Raw genomic sequence first — 22355 nt, forward strand, 5'->3', positions numbered from 1 at the left:
GGGCCCCGAGGACCCGCCCGGGGCCCCCCGGGGCGCCTGAGCCAGCAGGACCAGCAGGACCAGCACCACGGCCGGCGGCGCCGGTCGGTGGGGACTTCCCCGCCGGCCGGCGCCGCTCGTGCGTGCGGGCGCCGGGCGGCGCCGGGCAGCGGTGGGGGCGACGGGTGCCCGGGTGCGCGCCGGCGCCCGCCGCCTAGGGTGCGCTCGTGCCCGACGCGCCCGCGCCCGCCCGCCGCCTGTACCGCGGCGGCGCGGTCTACAGCCCCGCCGACCCCTTCGCCACGGCGATGCTCGTGGAGGGTTCGACGATCGCGTGGGTCGGCCCGGACGAGGCCGCGCCCGCCTGGACGCGCGAGGGCGACGAGGTCGTCGACCTGGACGGCGCCCTGGTCGTCCCCGCCTTCGTCGACGCCCACGTGCACACCACCGAGACGGGCCTGCAGCGCACCGGCCTGGACCTGAGCGGCACGAGCGGTCCCGACGCGCTGCTGGACGCGGTGGCCGAGCACGCGCGCCGCCAGCGCGCCCGCTACGGGGCCGGCGCGCTGGTCACCGGGTTCGGCTGGGACGAGTCGGCGTGGGCCACCGACCCGGACGGCAGCGGGCCGCGGCTGCCCACCCGCGCCGAGCTGGAGCGCGCCGCCGCCGGCGCCCCCGTGCAGCTCTCGCGCGTGGACGGGCACTCCGGGCTCGTCTCCGGTGCCCTGGCCGCCGCCGCGGGCCTGCCCGCGCGCGAGGAGGCCCTGGTGCGCCTGGAGGAGCACGCCGCCGCGCTGGAGGCCCGCTGGGCGGCGCTGCCGGCCGCGGCGGCCGCCGACGCGCGCCGGGCGGCGCTGCGCGCCGCGGCCGCGGCGGGCACCGGCACCGTGCACGAGATGTCCGGGCCCGGCTTCGCCCCCGCCGGCGACCTGGCCGCCCTGGCGGCGCTGGCCGGACCGGGCACCGCCGAGCAGCGCGCCGCCGGCCGCGAGGCGCTGCCGCGCGTGGTCGGCTGGTCGGCGCAGCTGGTGGCCGACCCGGAGGCCGCGGCCGCCGCGGTGGCGGCCCTGCGCGTCGAGGGCGTGGACGTGGGCGGCCTGGGCGGGGACCTGAGCGTGGACGGGGCGATCGGCTCGCGCACGGCCGCCTTCCGCGCCGACTACGCCGACGCTCCCGGTGTGCGCGGCGTCCTGCGCCTGAGCGCGGCGCAGGTGCACGGGCACCTGCACGCCTGCACCCGCGCGCAGGTGCCCGCCGCCTTCCACGCCATCGGCGACGCGGCCCTGGACGTGCTGTGCGCAGCGCTGGAGGAGGTGGCCGCCGACCTGGGCGCGGCGGCGGTGGCCTCGTGCGGGCACCGGGTGGAGCACGCGGTGGCCGCCGACGCCGACCACACCGCGGTGCTGGCCCGCCTGGGCGTGGGCGCCAGCGTCCAGCCGGCCTTCGACGCCGCCTGGGGCGGGCCGGAGGGCACCTACGCGCGCCGGCTGGGGCCGGCCCGCGCCGCCGCCCTGCACCCCTTCGCCGCCCTGGCAGCGGCCGGGGTGCCGCTGGCCCTGGGTTCGGACAGCCCGGTGACGCCCCTGGACGGCTGGGCGGGGGTGCGCGCGGCGGCCCTGCACCGCACGGCCGGGCACGCGGTCTCGGTGCGCGCGGCGTTCCTGGCCGCCACCCGCGGCGGGCACCGCCTGGCCGGTCTGGCGCGCGCGGGTGCCGGTGGCGGGGCGGGCGACGGCGGGGTGCTGCGACCGGGGGCCCCGGCCACCTACGCGGTCTGGCGAGCCGGGGACCTCGTCGTGCAGGTTCCCGACCGGCGCGTGTCCACCTGGAGCACCGACCCCCGCTCGGGCACCCCGGGGCTGCCGGACCTGACGCCCGGGGCGCCGCTGCCGGTGTGCCTGCGCACCGCCGTGGACGGGGTGCTCGTGCACGACGCGCTGGGCGGCGACGGTCCCTCGGGTGCCCCGCGCGCGTGAGTCAGCTCACCTGCGGGTGACCGGTCGGTGACCGGTTGTCGATCATTTTCTAGAGCCCGACACGCCGCGCGACACGCCGGGAACGGTGTCCGCCGGGCACGGATGCGCCCGTCCCCGACCCCCCGCTGACCAGCGACGATGCGCGAAGGTGCAGGTCAGGGGCCGGTTGACAGCACCGGGGGGCGGAGTAGTTTCGCAGCCGGTCCACGAACGACGAGACCGGCCGAGCCGTCCGGTCCCGCCAGCGGCGTCGCAGCCGCACCACCTGCGACGCCGGGCGGGGTCACCGGCCGGGTGTGGGCGAGGTCGGGTCCGCACGTCCTTTAGACAACGACGTGCACCTCGGAGCCACCGGGGTGCGCGACGGACCGAGGGGCGTGTCGGACCCGACCTGCAACCCGCGCCGCGGGCCCGCGCGCTCGTCCCCTCCCGCGGTCGAACACCCAGCAGCGCACCTGCGCCCGTGCCGCCCGGACCTGCTCGCACCCGCGGCCGTCCCGCGCGCGCCGCGACCGCTCGCCGCGCCACGTACGCTGCGCTGGTGCGTCCCGTCCCGCCCGCCCCGCTGCCGCTGCCCGCCGCCGGGCCGCTCGCCGTCGCGGGCGGTCTGGCGACCTGGAGCGCCTTCCCCGGCGCGCTGCCCTCCGTGGCCGACGGCGCCGGGCTGTGGTGGGCCGCCCCGCTGGGGGTGGCGGCCCTGACCGTGGCCACCCACGGGGCGCGCGCCCGCCGCGGCGCCCTGCTGGGGCTGCTGTTCGGCTGGGCCTTCCTCGTGCCGCACCTGGCCTGGAGCGGCACCTACGTCGGCGTCGTGCCGTGGGCGGCCCTGGCGACCGCCTGCGCTGCCTTCTACGCCGCCCTGGGCGCGCTCCTGCCGCGCCTGCAGCGCGCCCGCCTGCACCTGGGCCCGCTGGCCGTCACCGCCGCCTGGGTGGCCGTGGAGGCCGCCCGCGCCCGCGTGCCCTGGGGCGGCTTCCCGTGGGGGCGCCTGGCGTTCTCCCAGACCGACGCGCCCACCCTGGGCCTGGCCGCTCTCGGCGGCAGCCCCCTGGTCACCGCCGCCGTCGCCGCCGCCGGTGCCCTGCTGGCCGCCGCCGCCCTGGCCCTGCTGCGCCACCCGGCCCCGGCCGGCAGCCCCCGCCCGGTGCCCCGCGCCCGACCGGCCGCCCTCGCGCTGGCCCTGGCGCTCGCGGTGACCGCCGCGGGTGCGCTGGTGCCGCGGCCCACCGCCGCCGAGGAGGGCACCCGCCGGGTGGCCGCCGTGCAGGGCAACGTGCCGCAGGCCGGGCTGGACTTCAACGCCGAGCGGCGCGCGGTGCTCGACAACCACGCCGGCGCCACCCGCGCCCTGGCCCGCGCCGTGGACGACGGCAGCGCGCCGCAGCCGGACATGGTCCTGTGGCCGGAGAACTCCAGCGACATCGACCCCTACGTCAACGACGACGCCCGCCGCGTCATCGAGCAGGCCGCGGACGCCGTCGGCGCCCCCGTCCTGGTCGGCGCGGTCCTGCGGGGCCCGGGGCAGCAGACCTCCAACACGGGCCTGGTCGTGGTGCCCGGTGAGGGCCTGGCCGCGGCCACCGACGAGGCCGGCCGCCGCTACGTCAAGCAGCGCCCGGCGCCCTTCGCCGAGTGGATGCCGCACCGCTCCTTCTTCCGCCTCTTCAGCGACAAGGTCGACCTGGCGGGGAACTTCGTGCACGGGCGGGGCGTGGGCCTGGTCGACGTCGGCGGCGTCCCCGTCGGCGACGTCATCTGCTTCGAGGTCGCCTTCGACGACCTCGTGCGCGACTCCGTGCGCGCCGGCGCGCAGCTGCTGGTGGTGCAGACCAACAACGCCACCTTCGGCTTCTCCGACGAGGCCGTGCAGCAGCTGGCCATGTCGCGGCTGCGGGCGGTGGAGAGCGGGCGCACCGTCGTGCACGTGTCCACCGTCGGCGTCAGCGCCCTCATCACCCCCGACGGCGCGGTCCACCAGCGCACCGAGCTGTTCACCGCCGCCGTCCTGCAGGACGACGTGGCCCTGCGCTCCAGCACCACGGTCGCCACCCGGGTCGGCGCCGCCCCCGAGGTCGCCCTCAGCGGCCTGGGGCTGCTGCTGTGGCTGACCGCCCGCCCCGGCCCCCGCACCCGCTCGCGCCGCGGTGGGGGCGCCGCCCCGCCGGCGCGCACGGCCGCCGACAGCCCCGTGCCCGCCTGAGCGGCCCCGCACGGCCCTCCGGGGCCTCGCGGAGCCGCCGGGGCCCGCGCCCGCCGCGGAGGGGCGCTCGCGGGCGCCGCGGGATCGCCGGACGCCGCTCGCGCGTTGGACGGGGCAGCCGGTGCCGGCGAGCGGCGCGGCGGCGAGTCGAGGAGTTGACCGGGAGTGATCCAGCAGTGAGCACCGCCTCCCACCCGCGGCCCGGGACCGGGCCCCGCCCCGCCCGCGGCCCGCGCTGGCCGCGGGCGCTGCCCGTGGCGGTCCTGGCGCTGCTGGTGCTGGAGGTGTGGCTGCTGGTGCAGCTGGCCCGCGTCCTGGACGGCCTGGGCGTCCTGGTGGTCCTGCTGGGCGGGCTGCTGGCCGGGCTGCTGGTGCTGCGCCGCGCCGGCGGGCGGGCCGTGCGCGCCGTGCGCGCAGCGGCCGCGGCCGGGCGCACCGCCCCCGCCGCGCAGGCCGAGCGCGGCGTCGGCGACGCGGTGCTGCTGGGGCTGGCGGGCGCGCTGCTGGTGCTGCCCGGCCCGCTGAGCACCGTGGCCGGCTTGCTCCTGCTCCTGCCGCCGGTGCGCGCCCTGGTGCGCCGCTCCAGCAGCGCGTGGGTGCAGCGGCGGGTCGAGCGCGCCGTGCGCGAGGGGTCGGCCGTCGTCGTGGTCGACGGGCAGGTGGTGCGCGGGGGACCTGGTGGAGCGGGCGAGCCCGGTGGTCCTGGCGCTCCCGGTGCGCCCGCCGGCGTGCTGCGCGGGGAGGTGCTGCAGGGCGAGGTGCTGCAGGGCGAGGTCCTCGACCCGCCGCGCCGGGACCGCTGAGCCGGGCGCCGGCACCGCCCGCACGACCAGCGCGCCCGCACGACGAGGAGGCCCGCACGACGAGGGGGCCGGCCCACCAGGTGGTGGACCGGCCCCCTCGGGCGCTCGGGGTGACCCGGGTGTCCGGGCGGCCCGGGTCAGGCGCTGCGCTTGATCAGCGCACGGTTGCGCAGCAGCTCCAGGCGCTCGTCGAGCAGCACCTCCAGCTCGGCGATGGTGCGCCGCTCCAGGAGCATGTCCCAGTGGGTGCGCGCCGGCTTGCCGGCCTTCTTCTCCGGTGCCTCGGTGTCGGTGCGCAGGGCCTCGGCCCCGCACCGGCACTCCCACAGCGGCGGGACCTCGGCCTCGACCGACATGGGCACGACCACGGTGTGGCCGTTGGGGCACTGGTAGGTGACGCGTTGGCGCTCGGCCAGCTCGACGCCGGACTCGCTCTCCAGGCTCGCCGCGCCGAGGCGGGACCCCCGCAGGTTGCGTTCGCTCATGGTGACCTCCCCACGTTCCCCCCGGTTGACGCTCCCGGGAGACCGGGACGAGGGGGACTGCTCTTGACAACGGTGCGCAGCAGGCTCCTGTTCCGCCAGCGGAGGCCGCGGAGTGTGGAGGTCGTGTGCGCAGGGGCGCCATCGCGTGACCGACGGTCACGCACGACGTCACGCGGAGCGCTGGACCGCGCTGCCCGAGCCGTCCGGGTCCGCCGGCCCCCGCGGAGCGGCCGCCTGCGCGTCGCGCATCCCGGCGGCCACGTCCACGCGGCGCAGCAGCAGCGCCCCCACGACGAAGAAGGCCAGCAGCGCCACCAGCGCCGGCCGGTAGGACCCGCTCAGCTGCGCCACCAGCCCGAACAGCAGCGTGCCCACCCAGCTGGTGCCCCGCTCACCGGCCTGGTAGAGGCTGAAGTACTCCGCCTGCGCGCCCACCGGCACCAGCTGCGAGTACAGCGAGCGCGCCAGCGCCTGCGTGCCGCCCAGCACCAGCCCGATGAGCACCGCCAGCGCCAGCCACGTGCCGAACGCCCCGCGCGGCACCCCGAAGGCCAGCAGCACCACCACGCTCCACAGCACCAGACCGCCCAGCACCGCCCGCTGCGCGCCCGTGCGCGCGGCCACCGCCCCGAAGACCAGCGCCCCCGCGAACGCCACCCCCTGCACCAGCAGCACCGTGGTGATCAGCTGGGCCGAGGAGAAGCCCAGCTCCTCCTGCCCGTACACGCTGGCGGCGGCGATGACCGTCTGGATGCCGTCGTTGAAGACCAGGTACGCCAGCAGGAAGCGCCACACCTGCGGGTAGCGGCGCAGCCCCCGCAGGGTGCTCACCAGCTGCCGCACGGGAGCGACCACCACCGCGGTCGCCCGGGCACCCGCCCGCGCGTCCAGGGCGGTCCCGGCCACCACCGCGTCCGGCACCCGCGCGCGCACCACCCGGCGCAGCCCCAGCACCGGCACCAGCGTGAACAGCGCCCACCACAGGCCCGCCGACAGCAGCGACAGGCGCACCGCGCCCTCCTCGCCCACCCCCAGCAGCTGCGGGTCCGACACCAGCGCCAGGTTCAGCGCCAGCAGCAGGAACCCGCCCAGGTAGCCCAGCGCCCACCCCCGCGAGGACGTCGCGTCCCGCTGCTCGGGCCCGGACACCTCGCACAGCAGCGCGTCGTAGACCACCAGCGAGCACACCAGGCTCACCGTGGCCACCAGCACCAGCAGGATCCCCAGCCACCAGCGGTCCCCGCCCAGGGCCACCATCGCGCTCGCGGCCGCCGCCCCGGTCCAGGCGAAGGCGCCCAGCAGCCGCGCCGGGCGGCGCACCCGGTCGGCCAGCGCCCCCACCAGCGGCAGCACCAGCGCCGACAGCAGCGTGGCCACCGTGATCGCGTACAGGGCCAGCGAGCCGGGCGCCACCGGCAACCCCAGCACCGACAGCGTCTGCCGGCACACCTGCCCGTCCGGCAGCGACGGGCACGCCGCCCGCCGCGCCACCACCGTCAGGTACGGGGCGAACAGCACCGTCTGCGTGGTCGTCACGTAGCCGGAGTTGGCCCAGTCGTACACGTACCAGGCGCGCCGCTCGCGCCGCATCGGGTCGGCCCCGCGCCTCCCGCGCGCACCGGACGGACCGGGGGAGCGCCCCTCGCCGTTCACGCGCCGGTCCACTGACCGCGCGCGCGCAGCACCTCGCGCAGCACGTCCGCGCGGTCGGTGATCAGCCCGTCCACGCCCAGGTCCAGCAGCGCGTGCGCCTGCTGCGCCTCGTCCACCGTCCACACGTGCACCTGCGCCCCGGCCGCGTGCACCGCGCGCACGAACCGCTCGTGCACCACCGTCACGCCCCGGTGGCGCACCGGCACCTGCACCGCGCCCACCCCCGCCAGGGCCCGCCGCACCAGCGGCGCCGACCCGCCCGCCGCCCCGGCCAGCGCCAGCCCCGTGCGGCTCGTGCCCGCCGAGGTCGCCACCGGGGGGCACCCGGCGCGCGCCAGCTCCCGCAGCGCCGCCCGCCGCCGCGCGTCGGAGAACGCCGTCACCAGCACCCGCTGCGCCGAGCCCGTGCGCGCCACCGCCCGCGCCAGCTCCCGCGCCCCGCGCGCGTCCTTCAGGTCCACGTTGAAGCGCGCGCCCGGGAAGGCCGCCAGCAGGTCCTCCAGCAGCGGCACCGGCTCCCGGCCCCCGATGCGCACCTGCCGCAGCAGCGCCCACGGCGTGTCGGCCAGCGCACCGGCGCCGTCGGTGACGCGGTCCAGCCGCTCGTCGTGGAAGGCCACCAGCCGCCCGTCGGCGCTCACCCGCGCGTCGGTCTCCAGGTACCGGTAGCCCAGCGCGACGGCCGCCGCGAACGCCGGCAGGGAGTTCTCCAGACCCGCCGTGGGCCCGTGCGCGAAGCCGCGGTGCGCCACCGCCAACGGCCCGTCCGCCGCGAACCACGGGTGCGCCGGCACCGGCCCGCGCGCGCGCCGCAGCGCCCCACGGCCACCGCCCGTCGCGGGCAGCTCCACGTCACCGGTCACCGGCGGCGCTGCACCGGCCTCAGCCGGTGTACTCCCAGTGCCACGGCTCGAACTGCCCGCCGCGGTTCTGCGCCCACGCCGGGTTGATCCACCCGTACAGCGCCGCGTTGCGCTTCATCCAGGCGTGCTGCTCAGAGCCGGCGTTCTGGATGCCGGCCCCCAGGTCCACCGCGATCCCCAGCCCGTGCCGGCTGGTGCCCGGACGCGCCGCCAGGCCCGGCTTGCGCGCTGCCACGTCGATCTGCCCGGCCAGCGTCCGGTAGGAGTCCGTCACCGAGATGAAGGAGCCGAACGCCTCCGCGTACGCCTGCGACAGCCGGTTGAACGCGTTGGCCGCGTCCGCGCGCAGCACGTGCCCGGGAGCGGCCACGACCGGGCACAGCGCGCTGCGCGGGATCATCCCGTTCGCGTACCCGGCCGTGTTCGCACCCGCGCACTCGCCCACCTCGCCGGTGATCCCGCCCGAGAACGACGTGACGCCCGAGGCGCCCGCCCCCGCCGCGCGCGCGGCCTCGGCGGCCGCGGCCTGCGCGGCCAGGGCCTCCTCGCGCGCCCGCGCCAGGTTCGCCGCCCGCTCGGCGTCGCTGAGCGCCACTCCCGTGGCCTCCTGCTGCAGGACGGCGAACTGGGCCACCTGCTCGCGCTGCTGGGCCACCAGCGCGTCGGCCTCCTGCCGCGCCGCCGTGGCCGCGGCCGCCTGCACCCGCGCCTCCTCGGCCGCCGCCGCCGCCCGCTGCGTGGCGTCGGCCTGCACCCGCTGCGCCTCCAGGTACTCGTTGACGGCGTTGCTGCGCCCCTCACCGATGCGCTTGACCGACGCCAGCGCGCTGGCGGCCTCGTCGGTGGCGCCGTCCTGCAGCACCGTCACGAGGCTGGAGTACTGCTGCAGCGTGCCCCCGCCGCGGTAGGCCTGCGAGGCCCACTGCCCCAGGTCGACCTTGCCCTCGGCCAGCGTGGCCTCCGCCTGCGCCAGGCGCTCGCGCTGAGCGGCCTCCTCGCCCTCGGCCGCCTGCCGCGCCTCCACGGCCACCTGGTAGCGCTCCAGCGCGACGCTGGCCGCCGCGGCCAGCGCGTCCAGCTGCGCCTGCGCGCCGCTCAGCTGCGCCTGCGCGGCGTCGGCCTGGGCCCGGGAGGCCTCGGCGGCGCGGCGGGCCTGCTCGACCTCCTCCGGCGACGGCGCGGCGACCACCTGCGCCACCTGAGCCGCGGGGGCCACCGGTGCGGCGCCGGCCGGGGCGGCGGCCAGCACGGTGCAGGCACCCGCCGCGGACACGGCCAGCGCGGCCAGCAGCGAGCGGGCCGGGCGCGGGGTGCGGGCGGGCGTCGGGCGGGAGGTGCTCAGCACAGCGGGTACGTCCAGTGCGGTCGGGGGCGCGAGCCCTGTGGCGTCGTCTGGTGCGTGGCGCGGGGTGGCCCGCGGGTCGTCCGGGCCCGCCCGCCGGTGGTGCGCGGTGACCGGGCCGCTCCGGTGTGGAGGACCCGTGGAGGCCCGCCGCGCCGGAGACTACCTCCCGCTACCTCGGCACCAGAACCACCGACCTGGAGCTGTGAGCACGGGATGTGCGGACAGTCACAGGTTGATCACACCACTCGGGGTGCCCGTCCCGCGATCCGACGCGCCGAGCACCCCCACCTGCACCGCTCGCCACCCGGACCCGGCTGCCACAGTGGCCCGGGTGACACCCCCGGCGCCCGCGCACCCCGCAGCCCCCGGCGAGCCCACCCCGCCCGGCGCAGCGGCGGGCAGCCCACCCGCCGCCGTCCTGACCGCCGTGGCCGCCGCGGCCGCCGACGACGCCGGCGGCCTGGACCCCGAGCTGCTCGACGACTTCCTCGACGCCGTCTGGCACGCCGTCGCCGAGCGCCGCCGCCTGAGCGCGGCCCGCACCGCCCGCTACCGCCGCCGCGGCGAGCAGGCCGCCGCCGACGGGGTGGCCCTGCGCGCCCTGCTCGACCTGTACCTGTCCGCCGCCTGGCGGCTGTGGCGAGAGCTGCCCCCCGTCACCGCCGCCCGCACCCCCGCGGGCACCGGTGAGCCCGGGGGAGCCGCGGCGACCGCCGTCGACCTGCCCGCCCACCTCGCCGCCGCCGGCGAAGTCGTCCTGCGCGCCGCCGACGACGCCGCCGCCGCCCTCGCCGAGGGCTACCAGCTCGCCCGCCGCCACCTCGTCCCCCGCGAGGAGGTCGCCCGCCGCGAGTTCGTCGACGACCTGCTCGGCGGCTCCTCCGACGTGCCCGGCCTGCTGCGCCGCGCCGCCCGCTTCGGCCTCGACCTCGCCGCCCCCCACGCCGTGTGCCTGGCCCGCACTCCCGAACCCCTCACCGAGGGCACCCGCCTCGTGCCCCGCCTCGAGCGCGCCCTGCGCGGCGCCCGCGCCGACGCCGACGCCCTCGTCGCCGTCAAGGACGGCGCCCTCGTCGTCGTCTTCGCCGCCCCCGACCCCGCCGCCGTCGACCTCGTCGTGCAGCGCCTGGCCGACCTCCTCGGCCACCGGCCCCCCACGGACCCGACCGCCTCCCAGGGCCCCCGGGGGCACACCCCCCACGGACGCTGGCACGCCGGCGTCGGCCGCCCCGGCCACGGCCCCGGCGGCGTCGTCGCCTCCTACGAGGAAGCCCGCCACGCCCTCGACGTCGGCGCCCGCCTCGACCTCACCGACCGGCACGGACGCCCCGTCTCCGACGCCAGCGACCTGCTCGTCTACGAGGTCCTCCTGCGCGACCGCACCGCCGCCGCCGACCTCGTCGAGCACCACCTCGGCCCCCTGCGCGCCGCCCGCGGCGGCCCCACCCCCTACCTGCGGACCCTGCAGACCTGGTTCGACACCGGCGGCAACGCCACCGAGACCGCCCGCCGCCTGCACCTGTCCGTGCGCGCCGTCACCTACCGCCTCGACCGCGTCCGCGACCTCACCGGCCTCGACCCCGCCCACCACCGCGACCGCTTCGGCCTGCACGCCGCCGTCCTCGCCGCCCGCGCCCTCGACTGGCCCCACCCCTGACACCCGCCACCCCGCCCAACGCACGGACCCGGCAGCCACCACCCCCGCCACACCGACCCCACCACCACCCGGTTGCCGAGACCCGGCAACCAGACGCCCCCATCTCGTCCGTCGCTCGACCCTGCCCCCAGCACCCCCGCACGACGACCATGGACAGGTTGCGCGCCCCCGCGGCGCACCCCGACACACCCTGGAGAGTCCGTGTTCGACACCGTGCCCGCCTGGGCCTGGCTGGCGCTGGGGACCGTCATCCTCGTGATGCTGGCCATCGACCTGTTCTCCCACCGCGGAGCGCACGTCATCGGCTTCCGCGAGGCCGCGATCTGGAGCGCCGTCTGGGTCAGCATCGCCGTCATCTTCGGCGGCATCGTCTTCGCCACCCTCGGCACCCAGGCCGGCGTCGACTACACCACCGCCTGGCTGCTCGAGAAGAGCCTGTCCGTCGACAACCTCTTCGTCTTCGCCCTGATCTTCGGGTACTTCAAGGTGCCCCGCGAGTACCAGCACCGCGTCCTCTTCTTCGGCGTCCTCGGCGCCCTCGTCTTCCGCGGCATCTTCCTCGGCCTCGGCGTCGCCATCGTCGAGCGCTTCACCATCGTGCTCTTCGCCTTCGGCGCCATCCTGCTGTGGTCCGCCTGGAAGATGCTGCGCGACGAGGACGACAGCATCGACCCCGGCCAGAGCCGCGCCGTCAAGCTCCTGCGCCGCCTCATCCCGATGAAGGACGAGTACCACGGCCAGCACTTCTTCATCAAGGAAGCCGGCAAGCGCTACGGCACCCCCCTGCTCGCCGTCGTCGCCGCCATCGAGGCCGCCGACCTGGTCTTCGCCGTCGACAGCGTCCCCGCCGTCCTCGCCGTCACCAGCGACCCCTTCATCGTCTACTCCTCCAACGCCTTCGCCATCCTCGGCCTGCGCGCCCTCTACTTCCTCCTGTCCGGCCTCCTCGAGCGCTTCCACCTGCTGTCCAAGGCCCTCGCCTTCATCCTCGCCTTCATCGGCGTCAAGCTCTTCTTCCAGGCCGGCCACGAGGTCATCAGCGAGTCCATCCCCCACATCCCCACCTGGATCAGCCTCGCCGTCATCGTCGTCTCCCTGACCCTGGCCATCGTCCTCAGCCTCAAGCGCCCCCAGCCCGAGGAGGCCGAGGTCGAGACCCCCGCCGGCAACGGCACCGTCGACGGCCCCGACCGCAGCCACCCCGACGTCCCCGGCACCCCCCAGCCCCGCGAGGGCACCACCCGCGACACCAGCGGCAGCACCGGCCCCCGCGACTGACCGCACCACCCACCACGAGCGCCGGCACCCCCACGGGGTGCCGGCGCTCGGCACGCCCACCACCGCGGGGGAGCCCGCACCACCTCAGCCCGGCCACACCCCGAACACCCGCCCCCCCACCACCAGCGGCGACGCGCTCACCACCGCGTCCAGCACCGCCTCCCGCACCACCCCCGCCGCCGCCGACTGCACCGCCACCAGCGACACCACCCGGCGCTCGCGGTCGACCGGCAGCCGCCGCTCCTGCGTGGCCAGGGCGAACACCGTGTCCCCGTCCCACAGGGTGTGCACCGGGTCCAGCGCACGCGCCAGCCCCGCGTGAGCGGCCGTCGCCGTCCGCGACGTCTCCGCCGGGTCCAGCACCGCGTCCACCGCCACCACCACCAGCGTCGTGTTCAGCCCCGCGGTGCCCGTTCCGCCCGGCTCCCCGCCCACCACGCCCACCCCGGGGGCCGCCGGCGCTCCCGGCGCCACCGGCGCACCGGCCGCGTTGACCACCGCCAGGGCCCCGACCACCACCGGCTCCCCGCCGGCGCCCGCACCGGCCACCACCGCGGACGACGTCCCGACCCCGCCCGCCCACCGCCGCGCCACCAGCGCACCCGCACCGGCCCCCACCGACCCGCGCTCCACGAGGCCGCCGCCCGAGCCGGCGGCCTCCGCCGCCTCGTAGCCCATCGCCTCGGTCGGACGGGCCCGCGGGTCACCACCGCGGCCCAGGTCGAACACGGCGGCGGCCGGCACCACCGGCACGACGTCCCGCTCACCCGGCCCCACCCGGAAGCCGCGGCCCCGCTCCTCCAACCACCGCTGCACCCCGTGCGCGGCCACCAGCCCGAACGCGCTGCCCCCCGTCAGCACCACCGCGTCCGCCGTGGGCACCAGCGTGCGCGGGTCCAGGGCGTCCGTCTCGTGCGTGCCCGGCCCCCCGCCGCGCACGTCCACCCCCGCCACCGTCCCCGGCGGCGGCAGCACGACGGTCACCCCCGTCGCCCACCCGCCCGCGCGGCGGGTCGCGTGACCCACCCGCACGCCCGCCACGTCCGTCAGCCCGCCCCCGCCCGGTGTCACGTCCACGCCGTCACCGTCCCGCGCGGCACGGGGTGCCGCACCCGAGACGGGCGCTGGGACGGGCCGGGGAGCGCGGCCGGTGGCGCCCGCGCGGGCGCGTGGTGGAATGCGCCCGTGGCCTCCCCGTCGTTGCTCCTGCCCGCGACGGGCAGCTACGTCGCCAACTGCGCCCTCGGCCTGGCCGTGGCCGCCAAGGTCCTCGACACCTCCGGCGCCCGCTGGGTCCACCACGCCGTCTACGTCAGCACCGTCGCCCTGTCCGCGGCCGCGGCGCTCCAGCTGGCCACCCGCCGCGACCGCGCCCTGCTGCGCCTGCTGCCCGCCGCCGTCCCCCTGGCCGTCATCCCCCGCGTGTCCGCCCGCACCCGCGGCCACGTCCTCCTGGCCCTGTCCGCGGCCCCCGCCTACGCGGCGGCGCTCACCGCCGTCCTGCGCGGGGGAGGGGAGCGCTGACGTGGAGCTGCTCGAGGCCGTCCGGCGCCGCCGCACCACCAACGGCCCGTTCCTGCCGGACCCGGTCTCGCGGGAGGACCAGCGCCTGCTCGCCGAGGTCGCCGGGCGCGCGCCGTCGCAGCTGAACTCCCAGCCGTGGCGGTTCGTCTTCGTCGAGGACCGCGCGACCATCGAGCGGGTGGCCGAGGTCAGCGGCGCCAGCATGACCGAGGCCATGTCCAACGGGACCTTCTTCGAGCGGTACAAGCGCTGGTTCCGCTTCAGCGCCGAGGAGATGGAGCGCACCCGCTCGGGGATGCTGTTCGACCGCATGCCCGCGCCGCTGCGCCCCTTCACCCGCCAGGTGTTCACCCCGCGGGGGCAGCGGCTGGTCAACGCCCTGCGCGTGCCGCAGACGCTGGGGGAGGAGAACCGCCGGCTCGTGGCCGGCTCGCCGCTCCTGCTGGGCGTCATGCTCGACCGGGCCGAGAAGCGCCCGGGGGAGCTGTCGGAGTTCTACTCGCTGTTCAGCATGGGCGCGGCGATGGAGAACGTCTGGCTGACGACGACGCAGCTGGGTCTGGGCATCCAGTTCGTCTCGTTCCCCATGGAGGTGCCGGGGGCGTGGGCGCAGCTGGAGGAGCTGCTGCGCGTGCCGGACGACCTGGAGCTCATGGCGGTGTACCGCATCGGCCACGTCCCGCCCGAGCAGCGCAGGCCCGCCATCGACTGGAGCAGCCACCAGCGCAAGCGCCCCTCGCAGTGGGTCTTCCGCGAGACCTGCGACCAGCCGGAGACGGCTTGGGACGAGTAGTATTCACATACTATAGCCTTTGCGCTCACCCGTAGAGCCGGTGAACACACCACGCCGGGGAGAGGGCGGCTGCGCCCCGCGCCAGGGTCGGCCAGCCGGTCGTGCGGCCCGGTGCGGGCGGCGCCGCGCTGGGCGCCGCCCGCACCGGGCGAGGAGGGCTGCCGCGACGACCTCCTCGGCTCGTCGCGGTGCCGGCAGCGGGGGAGTGCGCGGGGGTCTCCGGACGCTGACCGCTCGACGGCTCCGAGGTCCGCGCGTCGACCAGGTGCGACCAAGGGATCTTCTCGGGTCGTCGGCCCGGGTGGCGGCCAGTGAAGTTCAAATACTATAGCCATTGCAACTTCAAACGACTGGAGATCCAACCAGCCAAGCCAGCGGGTTGACGCCCCCCGAGCGCGGGGACAAACTCTGGCAAGCGCTTTCCACCGTACGAGGGAGTACACCGCCGTGCCGACCACCACCGCAGGGACCGCGCCCGTCACCGTGGACGAGAGCGTCCCGGGTCGCCTCGCCGTCCGGGCCGCCGGTGTGGACCTCGCCACCTACGTCCACGACGGGGACTTCGCCGCCTCCGAGTCCCGCAAGCCGTACCTGCACCCGCTGCGCACGCTCGGCGGGGCCGTCGTGACCGGGTTCCGCCCCAACGACCACCGCTGGCACAAGGGCCTGCAGATGACGGCCACGGACGTGTCGGGGCAGAACCTGTGGGGCGGCGGGACCTACGTCCACGGCCGCGGGTACGTCCCGCTCGACAACGTCGGCTCCATGCGCCACGAGGAGTTCGAGGCGCTGGAGGCTCCCGGTGGCGAGGTCGTCGTCGCCGAGCGGCTGACGTGGTTGAGCGCCGCGGGCCAGGAGTGGGCCGACGAGCGCCGGCGCTGGCGCTTCCACGGGGTGGACACCGAGCGCGGTCTGTGGGTCCTCGACTTCGCCACCGAGGTGCGCAACGTGCGCGGCGAGGCGCTGGAGCTGGGCAGCCCCACGACCAACGGCCGGCCGGACGCCGGGTACACGGGGTTGTTCTGGCGCGGGCCGCGCGGCTGGCGCGGCGGTGCGATCACCACCGCCGACGTCACGGGCGAGGAGGCCATGGGGACGACGAGCCCGTGGCTGGCGTACAGCGGCGAGCACGACGAGGTCGACGGCCGCGGCACGCTGCTGTTCCTGGCGGGGTCCTCCTCGGCGCCTGTGCCGCTGCGCTGGTTCGTGCGCCACGAGCCGTTCGCGGCCGTCGCGCCCTCGTTCGCGTTCTCCGAGGTCGTGCGCCTGGAGCCGGGGGAGGTCCTGGCGCTGCGCCACCGCGTCGTCGTCGGCGACGGGGCCTGGGACCGCGAGGAGATCGAGGCGCGGGCGGCGGAGTTCGCGTTGTGAGCGCTCCGGTGCCGGAGCTGCCCGGCGCGGTCGGCATCAGCCGGCTGGCGGTGTACCCGTGGCAGAGCGTCGACGGCCTGCACGGCGGGTCGCCGCACGTGCACACCGCCTGCACGGAGTGCTACGTGGTGGTCGGTGGTCGCGGTGAGCTCCACACCCTGACGGCCGACGGCCCGCAGGAGCGCGAGCTGCACCCCGGCGACGTGGTGTGGTTCACGCCCGGCACCGTGCACCGCGCCGTGAACACCGGGGACCTCGACGTCGTCGTCGTCATGCAGAACAGCGGACTGCCGGAGGCCGGGGACGCCGTCATGACGTTCCCGCCGGAGCACCTGGTGAGCCCGGAGGCGTACGCGGCGGCCGCGTCGCTGGCCGGCCCGGACGGTAGCCCGTCGCCCGACCGGGCGCGGGCGCGCCGGGACCTCGCGGTCGAGGGGTACGCGCGGATCCTGCGCCGCACCTGCGACGGCGACGGCTCCGCGCTGGCCGAGTTCCACGCCGCGGCCGCGGCGCTGGTCCGGCACCGGGTCGCGGAGTTCCGCCGCCGCGTCGAGGAGGGTGCGGCGGCGGCCGCGCGCGCCACGGACGAGCAGCTGAACGCGCTGGCCGCTGGGGACGCCGCGCACCTGCGGCGGGCCACCGTGACCGGCCTGTCGCGCCGCGAGCGGCCCGTCCTGGGGATGTGCGGGTTCCTCTCGCCCTACCTGCCGGCCGACGCGCCGTCCTTCACGCCCGGTAGTTGAACAGGCTGACGCCGAGGTCGGGGGCCGACCACCAGAACTGGTCCGTCGTGACGACCGTCAGGCCCAGGTGGCGCGCGGCCGCCAGGACCAGCTCGTCGGCGAGGGTGAAGGAGCGCAGCGGGTAGAGGACGGACGCCTGCTCGGCGGCGTGGACGGCGGGCAGCTCGGTGAGGAACCCGCTGCGCCAGTCCAGGACGCGCACGCCCAGCTGCTCCAGGTCCTCGGCGAGCGCCGCGCCCGCGGCCGGCGTGCGGGTGCGGTGGGCGCGCACGTGGACGACCTCGGCCAGGGTGGGGGCGGTGACGTGCACGGGGGGGAACCCCGCGGGCCGGTGGGCGCCGAAGAGGACGTCGAGGCGGCGCCGGGCGTGCTCGGGTTCGCCGGTGGGGTCCAGCCAGGACAGGACGGCGGAGGTGTCGAGGAGGAAACCGGCCTGCGCGATGCTCTGGGTGGTCACGCGGCGCTGTGGGCGCCGCCGTACAGCGCGTCGAACTCGCGGGCGAGGGCGGCGGGGTCGCTGGTGAGGACGTGGGCGGGCAGGGGGTCGGGGGTGTTGGTCGTCCCGTAGGCGTCGTCCTCGACCTGGGGGACGTCCTGCTCGCCGGGGTGCGCGGCGTGCTTGGCGCGCAGCCGTTCCATCAGGGCTTCGCGGGTCTCCAGCACGATGCGGCCGTCCTCGACGGTGGCGACCAGTTCGCTGCCGGGACGGGCGTCGACGGCGGCGAGCAGCTCTGCGGGCAGCGTCGGGCGGCGCTTGGCGTCCAGGCGCACGGTGTACGAGGAGGGCACCGTCCCACAGTACGCCGACGGTGGGACGGTGTGCCAGGGGTGGGACGAGCTCAGGCGGGTGCCACGGCGAACGCCTCGGCGAGCTCCTTGATGCGCCGCGCCCGGCCGATGCGGGGCAGGTCGCTGCCGTCGCGGACGACGCCGCCGCTCTCCTCGAAGTCGCGCAGGACACCCAGCGCCCAGCTGAAGTCCGTGCCGGTGGGGCTCATGACCTCGTTGATGACGGGCGCCTGCTCGGCGTCCAGGCACAGCTTGCCCATGAGGCCGAGGGAGACGGCCATGTGGGAGTTCTCGCGCAGCGTGGGCAGGCTGCCGCCGACGGTGGGCCCGTCGATGGGTCCGGGCAGGCCGCCGATGCGGCTGGCGGTGACGAGCCGGCTGCGGGGGTAGGCCATGGCGATGTCGTCGGCGCTGGCGCCGGTGTCGCGGCGGTAGTCGCCGCTGCCGAAGGCCAGGCGGAAGGCGCCGCGGGCGGTGGCGATGTCGCGGGCGTCCTCGATGCCCAGCGCGGACTCCACGAGCGCCAGCACGGGCAGTTCGCTGCCCAGGGCGGTGTAGGTGTCCTCCACCTGCCGGCCGGACTCGGCCTTGGCGAGCATGACGCCCTTGAGCCCGGGCACGCCGCGCAGCTGGTCGACGTCGGCCTGCCAGTGCGGGGACTCGCGGTCGTTGATGCGCACCCACGCGCGCCCGCCGGCGCGCAGCCACTCCACGACGTCGGCGCGGGCGGAGTCCTTGCGGGTGGGGTCGACGGCGTCCTCGACGTCGAGGACGACCTCGTCGGCCTTGGAGGCGGCCAGCCGGTCGAAGGTGTCGGGGCGGGTCGCCGCCACCAGCAGCCACGTGCGCGAGTAGCGCGGCTCGATCGTGTGGGTGCTGCCCGTGGGGCTCATGCCGGCCCTCCCGTTCGTCGTCGTGCGGGGCGTCTCGCCCGCCGACCCTAGAGGAGGGGGTTCCGGCGCCCCGCCCCGGTGGGGCGCCGGGCCGGGCTCAGAAGCGGAAGGGGATGGGGATCGGCCCGCAGCAGCACACGCCCTGCGCACCGCCGGCCATGGCCGGGCCGGGCACGGCGCCGAGGGCGCGCAGCGCGGCGGCGGCGCGGTAGCAGGCCAGGAACCGTCCGGCGGTGGGGGCGAGCGCCCCGAGCAGGCCGCGCTGGAGCAGCAGCGTGCGCACGGCGCCGGAGCAGGAGTCCCCGCCGTGGTGGACGCGGTGGGCGCAGGCCCACCGCTTGCGGGGGGACAGGTGGCGCTGGTAGGCGCGGCAGGCGGCGTCGGCGGCGCGGGTAGCGGGGTTCACCCGGACCACCGTAGCCACGGACCTGCGCCTAGGCTCGTCGGCCGGACCGTCCGGCGGGCGGACGTCCGCGCGTGCTGAGGAGGGCTCGTGGTCGAGGCGACCTCCAGCACCGGGGGTGGTGCGCGCGACGTGGCGCGCGTGGTCAGCGAGCGCGCGGCCGTGGTCGTCGTGGACACCGAGACGGGTGCGGTGGTGCACGCCAACGCGGCGGCGGTGGATCTGGCGCCGGGGACGCGGCTGCCGGTGGCCGTGGGCGAGTGGTCGGCGGCGGTGCGGCTGCGGTCGCCGGACGGGGCGCCGTGCCCGCCGGGGCGTGACCCGCTGGCGCTGGCGGCTCGGGGGCGCGCCGTGGGCGGTGCGGTCGTCGGCGTGGGGCTCGAGGTGCAGCAGCGGTGGGTGGTGGCGGTGCCGCTGGAGGGCACGCCCGGGCTGCACCGGCGGGTGCTGGTGACGCTGCTGCCGGTGGAGGCGGGTCCGCCGGGCGAGGACGAGGGGTCGCGGTTGCGCGACCGTGCGGTGCTGGCGACGGCGCTGTCGTTCACGGTGGCGGACGCCCAGACGCCGGACATGCCGCTGGTGTGGGTGAACCCGGCGTTCACGGTGACCACGGGGTACGCGTTCGAGGAGGTCGTGGGGCGCAACTGCCGCTTCCTGCAGGGGCCGGGGACGGACCCGGCGGCGCCGCGGGAGGTGCGCGAGACGATCCGCGCGGGCCGGGACGGGTCGACGACGCTGCTGAACTACCGCAAGGACGGCAGCGCGTTCTGGAACGAGCTGGCGCTGAGCCCGGTGCGCGACGGGGCGGGGACGGTGACCCACTACGTGGGCATCCAGCTGGACGTGACGGAGCGGGTGGTGGCCGGTCAGGAGCGCGACCGGGCGCTGGCGGCGGAGCGCCGGGCGCGCCGGGACGCGGAGGTGGCGCGGGCCGAGGCGGAGGCGTCGCGGGCGTCGGCGGAGCGGGCGCGGGCGCGCCTGGAGCTGCTGGCGGGGGCGACGACGAGGCTGGCGGGGGCGCTGGGGGTGGCGGAGTGCCTGCGGGCGCTGGCCGACCTGGTGGTGCCGGTGCTGGCGGACCGGGCGGTGGTGCTGGCAGCGGACGGGCGCGAGGCCGTGGCGCCGGCAGCGCCGGCGGCGGGGTGGCCGGAGGCGGCGGTGCGGCGGGTCCGGGAGGTCCTGCGGGAGCGTCCGGCGGGCGGTGAGCCCGCCGAGCACGCGGGCGCGGCGGCCGCGCTGGGGGCGCGCTCGGCGCTGGTGGTGCCGCTGGAGGGGCGGGAGCGCACCCGGGACGTGCTGGTCCTGCTGCGCGACGGCGACGCGCCCGCGCTGGGCGCGGGGGACCGGCGGGTGGCGGGGGACCTGGCGCGGCGGGCCGGGCTGATCCTGGACAACGCGCGGCTGTACGAGCAGCAGCACGAGATCGCCGAGACGCTGCAGGCGAGCCTGCTGCCGGCCCTGCCGGTGGTGCCGGGGCTGCGGGCGGCGGCGCGGTACCGGGCGGCGGCCTCGGGCGCGCAGGTGGGTGGGGACTTCTACGAGCTGGTGCCGCTGCCGGGCGGGGCGGTCGGCCTGGCGGTCGGCGACGTGGTGGGCCACGACGTGCTGGCGGCGGCGGCGATGGGCCACCTGCGGGGACTGCTGCGGGCCAGCGCGTGGGAGTTCGCCGACCGGCCCCCGGCGCGGGTGCTGGAGCGGGTGGACGACCTGCTGCTGGGCCTGGGCATCCCGACGATGGCGACCCTGGCGTACGCGCGGCTGAGCCCGCGCCCGGACGGGGGGTGGCGGCTGGAGCACTCCAGCGCCGGGCACCCGCCGCTGCTGGTGCGCACGCCGGACGGGGCGGTGCGGGTGCTGTCGGAGGCGGGGGACCTGCTGCTGGGCGTGCGGGCGGGTCGGCGGGTCAGCGCCACGGTGGACGTGCCGGAGGGGTCGGTGGTGGTGGGGTACACCGACGGGCTGGTGGAGCGGCGCGGCGAGGTGCTGTCGGTGGGGCTGGAGCGGGTGCGGGCGGCGGTCGCGTCCGGGCCGGCGGACCCGGACGCGCTGTGCGAGCACCTGCTGTCGACCCTGGGCGGCGTGGCGGGGGCCGCGGACGACGTGGCGGTGCTGGCGGTGGAGGTCCGCGCGCGTCCGGCGCCGTGACCCGGGTCCGGGTCGGGCGGTGGGCGAGGTGCTGGTGAGTGGGACGACGCGGTCGGCGTGGGCCGGTCGAGGACGAGGAGAGGGGCGGCAGTGATCAGGAACGTCGTGACGGGGCGGCTGAAGCCGGGCGCGGACCTGGACCGGGTGCGGGAGGGCCTGGCGGGCATCGAGGCCCTGCGCCTGGAAGGGCTGCTGCGCGCCCACGCCCGCCTGGACGCCGGGCTGCGGGAGGGCAACGGCGACTACGGCATCGTCGTCGACCTGGTCGACGCGGACGCCTACCACCGCTACGACACCGACCCGGAGCACGAGCGGATCCGCTCGCAGCTGATCGGCCCGGAGGCCGAGCAGGTGCTGCGCGTGCAGATCGAGGTCGAGGACTGAGCGCCGTGCCCGAGCCGCCGGTGGGGGATCACCGCACGGCGCGGCTGCTGCTGCGGCGCTGGCGCGAGGAGGACCTCGCGCCGTTCGCCCGGCTGAACGCCGACCCGGAGGTGATGGAGCACTTCCCCGCCCCGCTGGGGCGGGCGGACAGCGACGCGCTGGCGGCGCGGGCCGACGCGGGGATCGCCGAGCGCGGGTGGGGCCTGTGGGCGGTCGAGGTCGTCGACCCAGCGGCGGACCGCTGGGGTTTCGCCGGGTTCGCCGGTCTGTCGGTGCCGCGGTTCGAGGCGTGCTTCACCCCCTGCGTGGAGGTGGGTTGGCGCCTGGCCCGCTGGGCGTGGGGGCACGGGTACGCCACCGAAGCGGGCCGGGAGGCGTTGCGGGTGGCGTTCGAGGAGGCCGCGCTGGACGACGTGGTCTCCTTCACCGCCGCCCCGAACACGCGGTCGCGGGCGGTGATGCGCCGCCTCGGCATGGTCGCGGACGGGGAGTTCGAGCACCCCGCGCTGCCGGTGGGGCACCCGCTGCGCCGGCACGTGCTGCACCGGCTGACCCGTGAGCGCTGGCGCGGGCAGTGCTCCAGCGGCCGGTCCGGCCCGGACGCCCCGACGTAGGCTCCCCGCGTGGACGAGCGCGCCCGGTGGCGCGAGCAGCGCAGCGAGGCGGCCCTGGCGCACGCCCGGGCGGCCGAGCGCGCCCGGCAGCGCGAGCACGAGCGCGCCCGCGCGATGCTGCGGACGTTCACGGCGGACCTGCGCGCGGCCGGGGTGCCGCCCGTGCCGCTGCGCGCGAGCGCGGGCCGCGCCCGCTACCGCACGGGCCTGACGGGCTGGTACCTCAAGCGCGACGGTTCCCTCGGCGTGGCCGAGGACGGGTCCTACCACGTGCTGGTGGTCGCGCCCAGCGTGCGCGCTCTGCTGCTGGGGGTGCGCGTGGAGCCGTCCGACCCGCCGCTGCAGGTGGGGCGCGGTGCCCGGGACGGGGAGTCGGTCGAGCTGGCCGAGCTGCTGCGGTCGCGGGCGGCGGAGCTGCTGGGGGCGGCGGGCCCGGCGCGCTGAGCCGGGGCCCGCC

General features: G+C 77.7%; 22 protein-coding genes. 13 read left to right on the forward strand and 9 right to left on the reverse strand.

Translation table 11 applies throughout. The features are described from left to right. Positions 1 to 206 precede the first annotated feature (206 nt). The 3 genes from ACRYMY_RS12595 (at position 207) to ACRYMY_RS12605 (ending at position 4958) form a co-directional block, all read left to right on the forward strand. A complete protein-coding gene (locus tag ACRYMY_RS12595) occupies positions 207 to 1955 on the forward strand; it encodes an amidohydrolase (protein WP_432547601.1) in 1749 nt (582 codons plus the stop codon). 541 nt (positions 1956 to 2496) lie between these two features. Further along, on the forward strand, positions 2497 to 4155 hold the full coding sequence (lnt, locus tag ACRYMY_RS12600; protein WP_432547602.1) for an apolipoprotein N-acyltransferase: 1659 nt from the start codon (positions 2497 to 2499) through the stop codon (positions 4153 to 4155). Positions 4156 to 4331: 176 nt separating this feature from the next. Further along, entirely contained in the window at positions 4332 to 4958 is a 627-nt protein-coding gene (locus ACRYMY_RS12605; protein ID WP_432547603.1) for an FxsA family protein, read from the forward strand. A gap of 137 nt (positions 4959 to 5095) precedes the next feature. Here the strand turns inward: ACRYMY_RS12605 and ACRYMY_RS12610 are convergent, their stop codons facing one another. The 4 genes from ACRYMY_RS12610 to ACRYMY_RS12625 all read right to left on the reverse strand — a co-directional run bounded on the left by ACRYMY_RS12610 (position 5096) and on the right by ACRYMY_RS12625 (position 9304). Beyond that, entirely contained in the window at positions 5096 to 5443 is a 348-nt protein-coding gene (locus ACRYMY_RS12610) for an RNA polymerase-binding protein RbpA (protein WP_432547604.1), read from the reverse strand. Positions 5444 to 5611: 168 nt separating this feature from the next. Then, positions 5612 to 7033 (reverse strand): MFS transporter, encoded by a 1422-nt coding sequence (locus ACRYMY_RS12615; RefSeq protein ID WP_432547656.1) that lies wholly within the window; start codon positions 7031 to 7033, stop codon positions 5612 to 5614. 59 nt (positions 7034 to 7092) lie between these two features. After that, a complete protein-coding gene (locus ACRYMY_RS12620) occupies positions 7093 to 7959 on the reverse strand; it encodes a glycerophosphodiester phosphodiesterase family protein (RefSeq protein WP_432547605.1) in 867 nt (288 codons plus the stop codon). A 19-nt stretch (positions 7960 to 7978) separates the two neighbouring features. Beyond that, entirely contained in the window at positions 7979 to 9304 is a 1326-nt protein-coding gene (locus ACRYMY_RS12625) for a M15 family metallopeptidase (protein ID WP_432547606.1), read from the reverse strand. 331 nt (positions 9305 to 9635) lie between these two features. Here ACRYMY_RS12625 and ACRYMY_RS12630 point away from each other — a divergent pair, with 331 nt between their 5' ends. Beyond that, a complete protein-coding gene (locus ACRYMY_RS12630) occupies positions 9636 to 10961 on the forward strand; it encodes a PucR family transcriptional regulator (protein WP_432547607.1) in 1326 nt (441 codons plus the stop codon). Positions 10962 to 11219: 258 nt separating this feature from the next. Then, positions 11220 to 12239, forward strand: coding sequence for a TerC family protein (locus ACRYMY_RS12635; RefSeq protein ID WP_432547657.1), 1020 nt, complete (start codon positions 11220 to 11222; stop codon positions 12237 to 12239). An 84-nt stretch (positions 12240 to 12323) separates the two neighbouring features. On the opposite strand, the gene ACRYMY_RS12640 is transcribed toward ACRYMY_RS12635, so the two are convergent. Continuing rightward, a complete protein-coding gene (locus tag ACRYMY_RS12640) occupies positions 12324 to 13316 on the reverse strand; it encodes a P1 family peptidase (RefSeq protein WP_432547608.1) in 993 nt (330 codons plus the stop codon). A gap of 108 nt (positions 13317 to 13424) precedes the next feature. Here ACRYMY_RS12640 and ACRYMY_RS12645 point away from each other — a divergent pair, with 108 nt between their 5' ends. The 4 genes from ACRYMY_RS12645 (at position 13425) to ACRYMY_RS12660 (ending at position 16670) form a co-directional block, all read left to right on the forward strand. Beyond that, positions 13425 to 13763 carry a hypothetical protein gene (locus tag ACRYMY_RS12645; protein WP_432547609.1) on the forward strand — a complete coding sequence of 113 codons (339 nt, stop codon included), beginning with the start codon at positions 13425 to 13427 and terminating at the stop codon, positions 13761 to 13763. 1 nt (position 13764) lies between these two features. Beyond that, positions 13765 to 14556: a nitroreductase family protein gene (locus ACRYMY_RS12650; protein WP_432547610.1), complete on the forward strand. Its 792-nt coding sequence runs from the start codon at positions 13765 to 13767 to the stop codon at positions 14554 to 14556. Positions 14557 to 15003: 447 nt separating this feature from the next. Beyond that, positions 15004 to 15927: a DUF6807 domain-containing protein gene (locus tag ACRYMY_RS12655; protein ID WP_432547611.1), complete on the forward strand. Its 924-nt coding sequence runs from the start codon at positions 15004 to 15006 to the stop codon at positions 15925 to 15927. Continuing rightward, positions 15924 to 16670: a cupin domain-containing protein gene (locus ACRYMY_RS12660; RefSeq protein WP_432547612.1), complete on the forward strand. Its 747-nt coding sequence runs from the start codon at positions 15924 to 15926 to the stop codon at positions 16668 to 16670. Before ACRYMY_RS12655 ends, ACRYMY_RS12660 begins: the two co-directional genes overlap by 4 nt. Here ACRYMY_RS12660 and ACRYMY_RS12665 read toward each other — a convergent pair. The 4 genes from ACRYMY_RS12665 to yidD form a co-directional block, all read right to left on the reverse strand. Next, positions 16654 to 17127 carry a PIN domain-containing protein gene (locus ACRYMY_RS12665; RefSeq protein WP_432547613.1) on the reverse strand — a complete coding sequence of 158 codons (474 nt, stop codon included), beginning with the start codon at positions 17125 to 17127 and terminating at the stop codon, positions 16654 to 16656. The two genes, ACRYMY_RS12660 and ACRYMY_RS12665, sit on opposite strands and share 17 nt — an antisense overlap. Further along, positions 17124 to 17459 carry an AbrB/MazE/SpoVT family DNA-binding domain-containing protein gene (locus ACRYMY_RS12670; protein ID WP_432547614.1) on the reverse strand — a complete coding sequence of 112 codons (336 nt, stop codon included), beginning with the start codon at positions 17457 to 17459 and terminating at the stop codon, positions 17124 to 17126. Before ACRYMY_RS12670 ends, ACRYMY_RS12665 begins: the two co-directional genes overlap by 4 nt. 50 nt (positions 17460 to 17509) lie before the next feature. Next, the gene (locus ACRYMY_RS12675; RefSeq protein WP_432547615.1) at positions 17510 to 18352 is read right to left on the reverse strand and encodes an HpcH/HpaI aldolase/citrate lyase family protein; all 843 of its coding nucleotides are present in this window, start codon (positions 18350 to 18352) and stop codon (positions 17510 to 17512) included. A gap of 97 nt (positions 18353 to 18449) precedes the next feature. Then, positions 18450 to 18758, reverse strand: a complete 309-nt coding sequence (gene yidD / locus ACRYMY_RS12680; RefSeq protein ID WP_432547616.1) for a membrane protein insertion efficiency factor YidD — start codon at positions 18756 to 18758, stop codon at positions 18450 to 18452. An 87-nt stretch (positions 18759 to 18845) separates the two neighbouring features. Here yidD and ACRYMY_RS12685 point away from each other — a divergent pair, with 87 nt between their 5' ends. The 4 genes from ACRYMY_RS12685 to ACRYMY_RS12700 all read left to right on the forward strand — a co-directional run bounded on the left by ACRYMY_RS12685 (position 18846) and on the right by ACRYMY_RS12700 (position 22342). Beyond that, complete coding sequence (locus ACRYMY_RS12685; protein ID WP_432547617.1) at positions 18846 to 20900, forward strand: PP2C family protein-serine/threonine phosphatase; 2055 nt, start codon at positions 18846 to 18848, stop codon at positions 20898 to 20900. Between the two features lie 90 nt (positions 20901 to 20990). Continuing rightward, the gene (locus tag ACRYMY_RS12690) at positions 20991 to 21284 is read left to right on the forward strand and encodes a Dabb family protein (protein ID WP_432547618.1); all 294 of its coding nucleotides are present in this window, start codon (positions 20991 to 20993) and stop codon (positions 21282 to 21284) included. A gap of 5 nt (positions 21285 to 21289) precedes the next feature. After that, on the forward strand, positions 21290 to 21898 hold the full coding sequence (locus tag ACRYMY_RS12695; RefSeq protein WP_432547619.1) for a GNAT family N-acetyltransferase: 609 nt from the start codon (positions 21290 to 21292) through the stop codon (positions 21896 to 21898). A 9-nt stretch (positions 21899 to 21907) separates the two neighbouring features. Continuing rightward, on the forward strand, positions 21908 to 22342 hold the full coding sequence (locus tag ACRYMY_RS12700; RefSeq protein ID WP_432547620.1) for a hypothetical protein: 435 nt from the start codon (positions 21908 to 21910) through the stop codon (positions 22340 to 22342). Positions 22343 to 22355: the final 13 nt, after the last annotated feature.

The sequence above is a fragment of the Kineococcus haloalkalitolerans genome, assembly GCF_050871905.1.
Taxonomy (GTDB): Bacteria; Actinomycetota; Actinomycetes; order Actinomycetales; family Kineococcaceae; genus Kineococcus.